The following is a 12,516-nucleotide window of genomic DNA, read 5'->3' as shown; positions in this document are numbered from 1 at the left end:
GGGGTTTCACTCCAACCGGTAACGCGCCACCTTGTCGGGATCCCACGCGAGTCCCGTCCCCGGGCGCTCGCTGACGGGCCAGTGGCCGTCGACGATCTTCACCGGCTCCGCCGCGATCGCGTCTGTCCAGTCCACGTACTCCAGCCAATGGCACGTGGTCGTTGCGGCGAGCAGGTGCGCGCTGACCTCCGGCATGAGGTGCGAGCTCATGGGAATGCCATGCGCCTCCGCCACGCCCGCGGCCTGCATCCATCCCGTGACGCCGCCGATGCGTGCGACGTCGGGCATGACCAGGTCGCAGGCCTCGGCCCGGATCGCGCGCAGCAGGTCCTTGGGGCCGTCGAAGTTCTCGCCCAGTTGCAGCGGCAAAGTCAGCGAGCGTGCAACCTCCGCGTTGCCAGGCAAGTCGTCATGGCGGATCGGCTCCTCGAGCCACGCCACGCCTTCGGACTGCAACGCGAGCCCCCGCGCCAGCGCCTCGAAGCGCGAAAGCGCCTGGTTGTAGTCCACCATCAATTGCACCGTGTCGGGCAGGCGCGCTCGCACAGCACGGGTCACCGCCAGGTCCTCGGCCAGCGTGGCGTAGCCCAGGCGCAGCTTCACCGCCTGCATGCCGCCTTCCAGCAGCGCCTCTGCTTCGTCGGCGGCCGCCTGCGGACTCATGAGGCCGAGGCCGCATGAGTTGTACGCGCGCACGGGCCGCGGCGCCGCACCCAGCAAGGTGGCCAGCGGTATGCCGGCCGCGACGGCCATCGCATCCCACAAGGCCATGTCGAAGGCGGACAGCGCCATCCGCACGATGCCAGTGACGCCGATCAGCGCGAAGCGGCGCTGCAGCTTGGTGGCGAGGGCCACGGGCGCGATGCGCTCGCCGCGCACCAGGTCCGCGGCGTCCTCCACCACCGCGGCGATCGGCCTGGCGCCGCTGCGCCGGTAGCAGAAGACGTACGAGCGGCCGGAGATGCCCTGCTCCGTCAGGACCTCCACCAGCAGCAACGGCGCGGCCTTGACGGTGGCGGCACTGGTGCCCAGCACGTAGCGCAATGGCACCTCCACCGCGGTGCAGGTCACGCCGCGCAGGCGCAAGTCGGAGATCCGGTGCAGTGCGGCGTCAGCCACGGTTGGCTCCATTCGCGTGCAACGCAAGGATGTCGGCAATGGCGCGGTTCAGCGGCGTCGGCACGCCCTTGGCCTGCCCGAGTTCCACCACGCCACCGGCGAGCCAGCGCACCTCCAGTGGATTGCCGCGCTCCAGGTCGTGGTGCATGGAAGACGTCATCTCCGGCGAGACGGTGTCGGCGCGCTGCATGGCGGCGTCGATGTGATCCTCCGGCAAGGCGACGCCGTGGGCACGGCCCACCGCGATCACCTCCCGCATCACGTCCATCAGGAAGGCGCGCGTCTGCGGATGCGAGCGGATCGGCCCGATCGTCCTGCGCATCGTGGTCGTCGTCCCGGACAGCCCCACCAGGAAGACGAACTTCTGCCAGATCTCCCGCACGATCTCCGAGGACAGCTCCGCGTTGATGCCCCCGGCCTGGCACGCTGCCAGCAGTGCCTCGCCGCGCGCGGAGCGGGAACCATCGAACTCGCCGAACAAGAGCCGCTGCATGGGCCCGGTCTGGCGGATCACGCCCGGCGACGCGATCGTGGTGGCCACGTAGCCGACGCCGCCCATGATCTGGCGTTCGCTGAACGCGGCGCGCAGGTACTGGTCTTTCAGCACGCCGTTCTGGAAGGAGATGACGGCGGTCTCCGGCCCCACCATGGCACGCATCTGGGCAATGGCCTGGTCCGTGTCCCAGAGCTTCACGCCCAGCATCACGACGTCCATCACGCCGGCGTCGGCGGGGCGGTCGGTGACCTTGACGTCGCGTACGTGCAGCGGCTCGGGGCCTTCGATCCGCAGGCCGTCACGGCGCATGGCTTCGAGGTGCTTGCCGCGGGCGATGAAGTGGACGTCGGCTCCGCCGAGGGCGAGTCGCGCGCCGAAGTAGCCGCCGAGGCCGCCTGAGCCCATGATTCCGATGCGCATTGGGGGTCTCCGATTGATGCGCGGTTATATCGGAAAACGCAATCTCCCCTCCGGTCGTCGTTTCAAGCAGGTTCCCCACGTGGCGACCGCGTGGGGCCGGCACGCTGCGCCAACCACCAAGCTACGCAGGCACGCGCCAAGGCGGCTGTCGAATCAATGCATTGCGCGCGCAATGGTGAGCCGACAGCATCCAGCGCCAGCGGCGTCTCGGTACACGCAAGGATGACGGTTCCTGCTCCCCGGTCGAGCAGGGCCTGCACGCTGCCGGCCAGCATGGCGCCAGCTTCGCAGGGGAAGCCTGCCTTGACTCGTTCGATGGCAGGCAACACCACCTCCTCGAGTTCATCGTCGGGCGGCATGATCGGCACGTAACCGCGCAGTTGCAGCGGCACGGAGAACAGGCCCGTGCTCAAGGTCGCGCCCGTGGCGATGAGGCCGACCTGGGCGCCGGGCGCCTCGCGCTTTGCCGCTTCGTCGCAACAGGCCTGCAGGATGCTGAGGAAGGGCACGCTGCAGCCCTCGGCCAACTGCGGGTACCAATAGTGCGCAGTGTTGCAGGGCATGGCCAAGGCCATGGCGCCGGCTCCGATCAGCCGGTCACGCCCGGCCAGCAACTGCACCAGTGGCGATGCACCGCCTCGCAAGATTGCGGCGGGACGGGAGGGCACCCGGGGATCGCTCTGGATCAGCAGCGGCACATGGTCTTCATCTCGCGCGGCCGGGGTTGCGGCGATGACCTTGGAGAAGAAGTCGGCGGTGGCCAGAGGCCCCATTCCCCCCAGAACACCAATCATGTGAGCTCCTTTCGAGCGCCGCCGTCCCCGGATGCCGCTCAGAGCGGCTTCAGGCCGGCGAACGCATCCATGTACCCATACAGCGCGACGGCACCGCCGGTGTGCAGGAACACCACGTTCTGGCCCTTCTTGAAGTGACCTTTCCGGCACAGGTCGATCAGGCCTGCCATCCCTTTGCCCGAATAAACGGGGTCGAGAAGAATCCCTTCGAGCCGCGCCATCATGGTCACGGCTTCCACCATGCCGGGGGTCGGAACGCCATAGCCGCCCCCCACATAGTCGCAATTGGCCTTGACGCTGTCGCGCGCCACGGCCCCGGGGACCCCGAGCAGTTCGGCGGTCTTGACCGCCAGGTTGTAGACGCTCGTTTCCTGGGCCTCCTGCGCTGCGCGTACACCGATGCCGAGCACCGGAATCTGGCTGCGCGTGCCCTCGAATCCGGCGACCAGGCCGGCCTGGGTGCCCGCACTCCCCGTGGCATGCACCACGCAGTCCACGGCAAGCCCTTGATCGTTGAACTGATCCACCAGTTCAAGCGCGCACACCACATAGCCCAGTGCGCCGATCGGGTTCGAGCCGCCGCCGGGAATGATGTAGGGCTTGCGCCCTTTGGCTTTCAGTTCCTCGGCCAGGTGGGCCATGGCGGCATTCATGTCGGTTCCGCCCGGCAACTCCTGGACGTTGGCGCCGTACAGATGGTCCAGGAAGACGTTGCCGGACCGCTTGTAGTTTTCGGCCTTGGAGCCGGTGCGATCTTCCAGGAGGATCTCGCACTTCATGCCCATCCTGGCGGCGATGGCCACTGTCTGGCGCGCGTGATTGGACTGGGTGGCGCCCTGGGTGATGATCGTATCGGCCTGGTTGCGCTGGGCATCCGCCATCAGGAACTCGAGCTTGCGCGTCTTGTTTCCACCCGTGCCCAAGCCGGTGCAATCGTCGCGCTTGACGTACAGGTTCGGGCCACCCAGGGCCTCGGTCATGCGCGGCATGAACTCCAGCGGAGTGGGACCATGCGTGATGCGAACGCGGGGAAAGCGGGTCAGTTTCATGAGCTTCTGTCCTGGGTTTGATAAAGGGGAACGAGGTCAGGTCGCCGACGAGGCGACGGCGCTGGCCGCCACCACGATCTTTCCGATCAGCGCGCAGTCGGCGTCGGTGAGGGACAGCGGCGTGCGCAGGTCCAGCAACTGCCGCAGCACGCCCATGGAGCGAGGCGAGTCCGGCTTGGCATCGAGGTAGTGCCAGTGTTCGTAGTTGCTGGTGAAAGCCACGGGGTTGGGCGCCCCGAACCACTTGATATACAGGCCGCGCAGATCGCATTCACTCAGGAAGCGCTCGATCTGCGCCGGGGACAGATCCAGGGTGAACTGGATCGAACTGGCGACGAATTCTTCTTTCTCCGGGCGCCGGGGAAACCTCAGGTGGGCCGCGTGCCCCAGTTCACGTACCAGCGTGGCGTAGATGTGATTCCAGCGCAGGGCTCGATCCGCAAGGGTCGCGATCTGCGGCCGCAGCAGCGCCGCGGCGAGATTGGACATGCGCATGCTGAAGTTGGGCGTCCGGTACTTCCAGCGCTCGAAGACCGCCGCGTCCGGCTTGAGGATGTGCTGGTCGTACATCATGTAGCAGCCGGACATCAGGATGGCCCGGGCAGCCACGTCGTCGTCGTCGGTGACCAGCAAACCGCCTTCGCCCGAGTTGATGTGCTTGTACGTCTGCGAGCTGTAGCACCCGACCTTGCCCCAGGTGCCGGTGTGCTTCCCATCCCACCTGGCACCCATGGTGTGGGCGCAGTCCTCGATCACCGCGACGCCGTGGCGGCCGCAGATGTCGAGCACCGCCCGCAGATCCGTGATGTGGCCTCGCATATGGGACAGCAGGAGCACCTTGGCGCCGCTGCCGGCGGCTTTGCGCTCCAGGTCCGCCAGGTCGGTCAGGTAGTCGGCATCGGTCTCCACCAGCACGGCGGTCGCGCCGGCGTGGGCAATGGCCCCCGGCACCGGGGCCAGCGTGAACGTGCTGGTCAGGACCTTGTCGCCGGGCTTCACCCCCAGCGCAAGCAGGGCGAGGAACATGGCCGCGCCGCAAGAGCTGACTGCGACACAGTACCTGCTGCCTGCGTATGCGGCGTATTCCTGCTCCAGCAGGGACGCCTCGGCGCTTCCCGAGCCTTGCTCGCCGTATCGGTGCAGCCGCCCCGAGCGCATGAGCGCGACCGCGCGCTCGATGGCAGCCTCTGGAATGGGCTCCGGCGTGCTCAGGTCCTTGCCGAACCACAGGCCGTCCGGTGCCCGGGGCCGGGCCGCGGACCTTGAGGGACTCGTGGATGCAGTCATGGTCAGGCCTCAGTGCTGGTGACCTGCCAGCGTGCCCAGCTCGAACGCCTCGTTCGGGTAGTACTTCTTCAGGCGGATGTCACCGGTGCGGGCGTGGCCTTCCATTCCTTCAAGGCGGGAGATCCGGGCCGCAACCTGCCCGACTTCCCGGCTGGCCCCCCTCGTCAGGCGCTGGTAGGTCACGGTCTTGATGAACTTGCCGACACTCAACCCGCCCGAGTAGCGCGCCGCACCCCGCGTCGGCAGGATGTGGTTGGGGCCGGCGCACTTGTCGCCGTACGCCACCGTCGTTTCCTCACCCAGGAACAGCGATCCATAGTTGGTCAGGTGCTCGAGCCACCAGTCGAGATCGCGGGCGAAGACCTGCAGGTGCTCGGGAGCATATTGGTCACTGATTTCGACCATCTCTTCGCGACTTTCCACCAGCACCACCTCGCCGTAATCGCGCCAGGCGGCGGTGGCGGCGGTACGAGCCAGCTCCGGCAACGCCGCAATCACTGAAGGCATCAACTCCATCACCTTGAGGCCCAGCGCGCGGGACGAAGTGAACAGCCAGACGGGCGAATCCGGGCCGTGTTCGGCCTGCCCGGCCAGGTCAGCGGCCACCAGATGCACGTCGGCGGTGTCGTCGGCAATGATGGCCGACTCCGTCGGTCCAGCCACCACATCGATTCCGACGCGACCGAACAACATGCGCTTGGCCTCGGCGACAAAGCGGTTGCCGGGTCCGACGATCACGTCCGCAGGCATGGACGAGTACAGGCCAAAGGCCATGGCGGCGACGCCCTGCACCCCTCCCAGCGCCAGCACGGTATCGGCGCCGCAGAGCTTCATCGTGTGAAGGATGGCGGGATTCACCCCAGCTTCCTTGTGAGCTGGCGAGGTGGCCACGATGTTCGGCACGCCTGCGACCTTGGCCGTGCACACGCTCATGATGGCCGATGCGGCGTGTGCGTAACGACCGCCCGGCACGTAGCAGCCAGCGGTGTTGACCGGAATCAGCTTCTGCCCTGCAACGAGCCCGTCGATCAGTTCGACCTCGAATTCGTGCAGCGATTCGCGCTGCCGCACCGCGAAATCCCTGACCCGCGCATATGCGAAGGCGATGTCGTCCTTGACGCCTTGCGACAGTCCCTTGCTGGCCGCTGCGAAATCATCCTCGCTCACCACGATGCTTCCATGCCAGCCGTCAAAGTCGCGGGCGTAGCGTTGGACGGCGTCCCGGCCATTCTTCTGGATGTCGCCCAGGAGACGCTGCACCGTCTCGGCGGTGGCGTTGTCGATCGACTCCTGCGGCGGCGTGGCCTTCTTGAGGTATTCAATGGTCATCTGGAGCTTTCCAAGATCGAGGGAAGGGGCCGCTGCATCAGGCGCGCCCCTTCCAGGGCACGACGCGGCGTTCGACAAATCGCACGAGGTGATCGAACGCGTAGGCAATCGCGGCAATCACGACGATGCCCATGATCACGATCGGCGTCTGCAGGAACTTGGACGCCGACAGCACCATGTAGCCAAGGCCCGAGGTGGACGCCACCATTTCGGCGGCAACCAGCGTGGTCCAGCCGAAACCGATGCCGATGCGCATCGCGGTGAAGATCTCGGGCATCGCGGCCGGGAAGATCACCATCCGGATGACCTGCCAGCGCGTCGCGCCAAAGGAATAGGCCGCATGGATCTGCTCGATCGCAGCGGACTTGACGCCCGCCCGGGCGCCGAGCGCCATCGGCGCCAGCACCGACAGGAAGATCAGCAGGATCTTGGACAGCTCGTCGATGCCGAACCAGATGATCATCAGCGGCAGGTAAGCCAAGGGCGGAATGGGCCGATAGAACTCGATCGGAGGGTCGAACACCCCACGTGCCACCGGGCTCATGCCCATGGCAATGCCCAGGGGAATACCGATCACGCATGCCAGCACGAATGCGCCGAAGACCCGCGCCGTGCTGATCCAGGTGTGCTCCCAGAAGCTGGCTCCCGTGAAGCCATCCCGCAGTACGTCGAAGAACGCGCCAATCACGGCCATCGGCGAGGGCAGGAACAGCGGTTTGATCAGTCCGACCTGCGTCACCAGCCACCAGACGAACAGCAGGCCGACGATGACCACCGTGCTCACGCGAAGGCTGTCCCCCTGCCCCGGAACGCCGTAGATCTCCCCTGGCTGCGCGGGCTTCGACCGCATCAGCCCGGCCCACATCGCATTGCCGCCCGTCGAACTCGCGTCACTCATGATGGGCTCCTTCTTCGTCGGTGAAGATGATCTGCAGGATCTTTTCCCGCAGCGCAATGAAATCCGCCGAGGCCTTGATCTCGCGGGCATTGCCGGTTTCGAAGTAGCGGCGGCTGAAAGGCAGGTCGAACACGTGCGAGATGCGGCCTGGACGGGGCGACATCACCACCAGCTTGGTCCCCATGAACAATGCCTCTTCGACGCTATGCGTGATGAAGAAAACCATCTTGCCGGTGTCGCGCCAGATCTTCAGGATCAGTTCCTGCGCTCGCTCGCGCGTCAAGGCATCCAGCGCGCCGAGCGGCTCGTCCATCAAGAGGATGTCCGGATCGCTGGTCAGGGCCCGCGCGATGCCCACGCGCTGCTGCATGCCGCCCGACAGCTGGTAGGTGGCGGACTGTTCGAACTGCTCCAGCCCCAGCAGCTTGATGAAACCGCGCGCGATCTCTTCGCGCTTGCGCCGCTCGTGGCCCTGGATCTTCAAGCCGAAGGCGACGTTCTCGAGCACGTTGAGCCAGGGCAACAAGGCATGCTTCTGGAAAACCACCGACCGGTCTGCGCCCGGGCCTGTCACCACCCGATCGCCAAGGCGGATGTCGCCCTTGCTCGGCGCCATGAAGCCCGCAATGAGGTTGAGCAACGTCGACTTGCCACAGCCGGAGGCGCCAAGCGCCACCACGAAGTCCCCCTCGTTGATGTCGAGCGTGATGTCCTTGAGCGCATGGACCGGCGCCTTGCCGGGGACTGGATAGAACACCGATGCGTTGCGGATGGCGAGTGCGGTCATAGGGCCTCGGCAGGTGGACGCCGCCCCGACCCGACCGGCCGATCCGGTCAGGCGCGAGGCAGGGAGCTCTTCAGGGTTACTTTGCGGCTGCGGCCTTGGCAAAGTCCGCGTTGACGAATTTGCTGTAGTTGTCGGCCACGGTATTGATGCGGCCGGCGCTCTTGAGAAAATCGGCCGTGGCCTTCATCGTGGTGGCGGCGCCGCCCCCCATCCAGGCCGGCAGCATTTGCGCATCTCCATCCGGATAGGAAGCGCCGTCCAGTGCCGCCACGGCGTCTTGCGGCGTCGAGCCGACATTGGCCGCAATCGCCTTGATCTGCGGCGAATCGGCGGTCCACGCTGCCTTGTTCTTGGTGTACTGGCCGTTGACCTCGTTCATGACGCGCAGGAAGTTCACCACGCCGGCACGATTCTCGGCGCCGAACTTGGTGTTGACGACCCAGCCGTTGAAAGTCGGGAAACCCGCCTTGGCAACTTCACCGGCTGTGGTCAGCGCCTTTCCGTTCTCGCGCAGCTTGGCCTGGACAGGGTTCCAGACGAACGCTGCATCGATCGCGTTCTGGCTCCAGGCCGCGGCGATCTCCGGTGGTGACATTCCGATGATCTGGACGTCTTTCTCGGTCAGCCCGAAGGTCTTCAGCGCGCCCATCAACGAGAAGTGCGCGGTGGAGCCGATCGGCACTGCGACCTTCTTGCCCTTGAGGTCGGCGGGCTTCTCGATGCCGGCGCCGTTGCGCGTGATCAGCGATTCGGATGTCACGATGGATTTGCCGATGGAAACCAGCTGGTAGTCGACCCCGGTGCTGGCGCCGGCGGACAGCGGCACCGAGCCGATCTCGGAAATCACGATGCCGCCCGATGCCATGGCCGCGTTGACCTCGGCCCCCGAATTGAACTTGCGCCACTCGATGGTCCAGCCCGTGGCCTTTTCGAGCCGGCCGTCGGCGACTGCTGCCTTGTAGGGCGCGGGGTCGCCGAAGTGGCCGATGACGACCTTGGTCTGGGCCGACACGGTGCCGGCAAGCAGCAGGGCGAAACTCGCGCCGGTCAGCAGCGTAGTGAGGACGGATTTCATGGTGTCTGGCTCCAGGTTGTCTTGCGGATTTGAAGCGGCTCCAGGCGACTGCACGCCGGGAACCTGTGCGGATAGTAGGCAGGAGCCATCTTGCGAACTAGGTCCAAATCAAGTTAACTCTGGTGCCAGAATCAACTTCGTGGATTTCGCTCGGCAGGCGATTCGATCGTGCGTCCACAAGCATGGGGATTACCCTGACCGCGCCGGGCACCGGCAGGGTTCCCGATGTTGTCCACCAGGGGAGAACGACTTGCGCAACCGGCACGAGATCACGGGCATCTGGGTCAAGCTCTTCCCGCAGTTCTCAGGCAGCAGCGCCACGCTGCAGGGGCGGGTGAAGGAGATGATGGTCCACAGCATCTTGCAAGGGCTCGTGCCGGCCGGGGCCAAGGTTCCTCCCAGCCGCGTGCTCGCCGACGCACTCGGGCTGTCGCGCAACACCGTCTCCCTTGCGCTGCAGGTCCTGGTAGACAAGGGCTTCCTGGTGGCACGGACCCGCAGCGGCCTGACGGTCAACGGCGAGATGCTGCTGGGCCAGGCCAGCCGCACCAACTTGATCCAGGCGCCCGCGACCGACCTGCAATGGAAAGACCGCCTGGTCTCCCGGTTGGGGCGGCAGCGAAACATCGTCAAGCCGGCCAACTGGCAGGACTTTCGCTACCCGTTCGTCTACGGGCAGTTCGACGCAGGGTTGATGCCGCTGAAGGACTGGCGAGCCTGTTCGCACCAGGCGCTGTTCGCTCCCGCCGTCAAGAAATGGGCGCAAGACTTCGTGGACCGCGACCATGACTTGCTGATCGACCAGGTCCAGCACCGGCTGTTGCCGGCCCGCGGCATCATGGCCCACCGCGATGAAATCCTGCTGACCGCCGGCTCCCAGATGGCCTGCTACCTGCTGGCAAATGTGCTGCTGGACCGAAATACCGTCGTCGGTGTCGAGGACCCGGGTTACCCGGATGCGCGCAACAACTTCAAGTTGCGCAGCGACCGGGTTCGGGCGCTGCCAGTCGACAGCGACGGCTTGATCCCATCACCCGGCATGAGCCAGTGCTCCTATGTCTATGTGACCCCCAGCCACCAATGCCCGACCACCGTCACCATGTCCATGCCGCGCAGGCAGCAAGTGCTGGAGCTGGCGCGCAAGAAGGACATCATCCTTTTCGAGGACGACCATGAGAGCGAACTGAATTTCTCCGGCAAGCCGCTGCCTGCGCTCAAGAGCCTGGATCCAGACGGTCGGGTCATCTACCTCGGGAGCCTGTCCAAAACCCTGGCGCACGGACTTCGGATCGGCTTCATCGTCGGTCCGGCTGAGCTGATCGCGGAGTTGCGCGCCTTGCGGCGCCTGATCCTGCGCCACCCGCCGACCAACAACGCCCACATCGCCGGGCTGTTCATCGCGCAGGGACACCATGACGCCTTCATCCGCAAGCTCAACCTCACGTACCGCGAGCGCCGCGAGTTGCTGGACAACGCCTTCGCCGAATGGCTGCCACAGTTCGAAGTCACCCCATCGCAGGGAGGTTCGGGCGCCTGGGTCAAGGGACCGGCGGGCCTGAGCAGCGCAGACCTCGCACGGCGCTGCGCGGCCCGGAGCGTGTTGATAGAACCCGGCGAGATCTTCTTCTCCAAGCCTGCCGGTCCGACGCAACGTTATTTCAGGCTGGGCTACTCGGCCATCCAAAGCGGCGCCATCTCGGCGGGCGTCCGTGAAATCGCCGCGGCGGCGCAGGAGCTTGGCTAGCGACCACCCGGTGGAACGTGCCGAGCGACCAACCCAGGGCACGAGAAAACAACTCGCAGGATCACCTGGCGAGTGCCAACAGCCGCCCCGCATTCCCCACCGCATCCGAAGCCACCTGCTTGAACACTTCCTTCGTCGCCGCCACCCGAGGATCGTCCCTGTACTTTCCCAGTCCCCCCAACGGATTCAACCGCGACCCCTTGGCCCACGCAGCCACCGCCGGATGCGCCGCCCTCGCCCGCTCACTGGCCAGCAGCGCGAGATACGCAGACAGGTAATCCGCAGGCCGGTCCCAATAGGCGATGGGCCGACACAGCCGATTCCGCTCCTCGTCGCTACCCACGAGTGACTCCACCACCCCCAGCAACTCGATCTGGAAGTTGTAGAAGCCCCAGGCGGTGGGCTGCACGGTCACCCGGTCCGCTTCGAAGATGGGCCGCAACGGCGGATGCCGCAGCCCCTGCGCCGCACAATGCACATGCACGGTGGATTCGTCGGTGGGCACTTCGCCTTCGTCCAGCACGATGCGATCACGCTCGATGCGCCGCACCCGGCCCAGGCGCACCACGTCATGGATGCGCCTGAGCTGCTCCACCTCCGCCTCGCTCACGATCGCGCCATGCAACATGGTCGCCGGCACGGTCGGATCGACGCGCAGGAAGAATCCATCCGCCTCCAGCTGGGCGAACATCCCGTCGATGGAGGTGGCCTTGGCCATCGCCTGCATCTGCAGGCCTTCGCCGGCGTAGAAGTCGGGCAGCATCTCGTGCGGCTGGTGGTAGCGGCGGTTCAACCACCAGGCCTCGCGCGGCTTGACCCAGCGGATCTTCTCCGGCGCCACGCCTTGCCCCAGCAACCACACGCAAGTGTCCAGCGCCGTCTTGCCCGCACCGATCACGCAAAAGCGCTGTGCGCTGCCCTCGATGCGCGTGACACCACCCGCCGGTACGAAGCGCACGCCGGGCGCCACCTCGAACGGCGGGTTCGACGTCGCGGGGATGTCGCCTTCCATGTACGTGGTGTCCACCAGCTTGCGGCGCACGCGCACCTCCTGCGTCACGCCGCTCAATCGCGACGTGAGGCGGTGGCCGCCGCCTTCGCTGCCCGCGTAATCCGTGCACGGCAGGAAACGCACCCTCCCGGTCGGCAGGAAGTGTTGCTGCATCACCCGGTCGTAGTAGGCCCGCAGTTCATCCGGGCCGGCCATCTCGTAGAAGCCGGCGTTCAGCCCGGAGCGCTCGATGGCATCGTTGCCCAGCGGCACCGAGTCCACGCCGTAGAAGGCCGATGGCTGGTGCAGGCGCACGAAGGGGTAGGCGTCCACCCAGTGGCCGCCGGGGGCGTGGCGCCGGTCCACGATGGTGACGGTGGCATCCGAGTGCGTGAGCAGTGCGTCCGTGAACGCCATGCCCGCCGCGCCGGCGCCCACCACCAGGTAGTCGGTGTCGATCACGTCACCGTTCGCAGACAGGTTCATGCTGAAATCCCCCGACCCATTCTAGGCATAACATGGCCATC

The 12,516-nt window shown here is 66.1% G+C and carries 11 protein-coding genes; 1 reads left to right on the top strand and 10 read right to left on the bottom strand.

Annotation, left to right across the window (positions count from 1 at the left end):
* Positions 1-6: 6 nt before the first annotated feature.
* The 9 genes from WG902_RS17640 to WG902_RS17600 form a co-directional block, all read right to left on the bottom strand.
* The gene (locus WG902_RS17640; protein ID WP_340061454.1) at positions 7-1,119 is read right to left on the bottom strand and encodes an enolase C-terminal domain-like protein; all 1,113 of its coding nucleotides are present in this window, start codon (positions 1,117-1,119) and stop codon (positions 7-9) included.
* Positions 1,112-2,035: a ketopantoate reductase family protein gene (locus WG902_RS17635; RefSeq protein ID WP_340061453.1), complete on the bottom strand. Its 924-nt coding sequence runs from the start codon at positions 2,033-2,035 to the stop codon at positions 1,112-1,114. Before WG902_RS17635 ends, WG902_RS17640 begins: the two co-directional genes overlap by 8 nt.
* Before the next feature lie 62 nt (positions 2,036-2,097).
* Positions 2,098-2,829 (bottom strand): aspartate/glutamate racemase family protein, encoded by a 732-nt coding sequence (locus WG902_RS17630; protein ID WP_340061452.1) that lies wholly within the window; start codon positions 2,827-2,829, stop codon positions 2,098-2,100.
* 38 nt (positions 2,830-2,867) lie between these two features.
* Positions 2,868-3,878, bottom strand: a complete 1,011-nt coding sequence (locus tag WG902_RS17625; protein ID WP_340061451.1) for a D-cysteine desulfhydrase — start codon at positions 3,876-3,878, stop codon at positions 2,868-2,870.
* 36 nt (positions 3,879-3,914) lie between these two features.
* Positions 3,915-5,165, bottom strand: a complete 1,251-nt coding sequence (locus WG902_RS17620) for a DegT/DnrJ/EryC1/StrS family aminotransferase (protein WP_340061450.1) — start codon at positions 5,163-5,165, stop codon at positions 3,915-3,917.
* A gap of 9 nt (positions 5,166-5,174) precedes the next feature.
* On the bottom strand, positions 5,175-6,494 hold the full coding sequence (hisD, locus tag WG902_RS17615; RefSeq protein WP_340061449.1) for a histidinol dehydrogenase: 1,320 nt from the start codon (positions 6,492-6,494) through the stop codon (positions 5,175-5,177).
* Positions 6,495-6,531: 37 nt separating this feature from the next.
* The gene (locus WG902_RS17610) at positions 6,532-7,392 is read right to left on the bottom strand and encodes an ABC transporter permease subunit (RefSeq protein WP_340061448.1); all 861 of its coding nucleotides are present in this window, start codon (positions 7,390-7,392) and stop codon (positions 6,532-6,534) included.
* Entirely contained in the window at positions 7,385-8,179 is a 795-nt protein-coding gene (locus WG902_RS17605; protein WP_340061447.1) for a taurine ABC transporter ATP-binding protein, read from the bottom strand. The genes WG902_RS17610 and WG902_RS17605 overlap by 8 nt, the downstream gene beginning before the upstream one ends.
* 76 nt (positions 8,180-8,255) lie before the next feature.
* Complete coding sequence (locus WG902_RS17600; RefSeq protein WP_340061446.1) at positions 8,256-9,254, bottom strand: taurine ABC transporter substrate-binding protein; 999 nt, start codon at positions 9,252-9,254, stop codon at positions 8,256-8,258.
* 250 nt (positions 9,255-9,504) lie between these two features.
* Between WG902_RS17600 and WG902_RS17595 the strand changes: the two genes are divergently transcribed.
* Positions 9,505-10,998 (top strand): aminotransferase-like domain-containing protein, encoded by a 1,494-nt coding sequence (locus WG902_RS17595; protein WP_340061445.1) that lies wholly within the window; start codon positions 9,505-9,507, stop codon positions 10,996-10,998.
* 61 nt (positions 10,999-11,059) lie between these two features.
* Here the strand turns inward: WG902_RS17595 and WG902_RS17590 are convergent, their stop codons facing one another.
* Entirely contained in the window at positions 11,060-12,475 is a 1,416-nt protein-coding gene (locus WG902_RS17590) for an NAD(P)-binding protein (RefSeq protein ID WP_340061444.1), read from the bottom strand.
* Positions 12,476-12,516: the final 41 nt, after the last annotated feature.

The sequence above is a fragment of the Ramlibacter sp. PS3R-8 genome, from assembly GCF_037572435.1.
Taxonomy (GTDB): domain Bacteria; phylum Pseudomonadota; class Gammaproteobacteria; order Burkholderiales; family Burkholderiaceae_C; genus Ramlibacter.
The sequence above is the reverse complement of the archived record's forward strand: the minus strand, read 5'-3'. Positions and strand labels throughout refer to the sequence as shown.

Excerpts from the sequence above, each read along its gene's own strand:
- WG902_RS17590 (WP_340061444.1), bottom strand. The coding sequence starts at position 12,475 with ATGAACCTGTCTGCGAACGGTGACGTGATCGACACCGACTACCTGGTG.
- WG902_RS17625 (WP_340061451.1), bottom strand. The coding sequence starts at position 3,878 with ATGAAACTGACCCGCTTTCCCCGCGTTCGCATCACGCATGGTCCCACT.
- WG902_RS17610 (WP_340061448.1), bottom strand. The coding sequence starts at position 7,392 with ATGAGTGACGCGAGTTCGACGGGCGGCAATGCGATGTGGGCCGGGCTG.
- WG902_RS17620 (WP_340061450.1), bottom strand. The coding sequence starts at position 5,165 with ATGACTGCATCCACGAGTCCCTCAAGGTCCGCGGCCCGGCCCCGGGCA.
- WG902_RS17600 (WP_340061446.1), bottom strand. The coding sequence starts at position 9,254 with ATGAAATCCGTCCTCACTACGCTGCTGACCGGCGCGAGTTTCGCCCTG.
- hisD (WP_340061449.1), bottom strand. The coding sequence starts at position 6,494 with ATGACCATTGAATACCTCAAGAAGGCCACGCCGCCGCAGGAGTCGATC.
- WG902_RS17605 (WP_340061447.1), bottom strand. The coding sequence starts at position 8,179 with ATGACCGCACTCGCCATCCGCAACGCATCGGTGTTCTATCCAGTCCCC.
- WG902_RS17630 (WP_340061452.1), bottom strand. The coding sequence starts at position 2,829 with ATGATTGGTGTTCTGGGGGGAATGGGGCCTCTGGCCACCGCCGACTTC.
- WG902_RS17635 (WP_340061453.1), bottom strand. The coding sequence starts at position 2,035 with ATGCGCATCGGAATCATGGGCTCAGGCGGCCTCGGCGGCTACTTCGGC.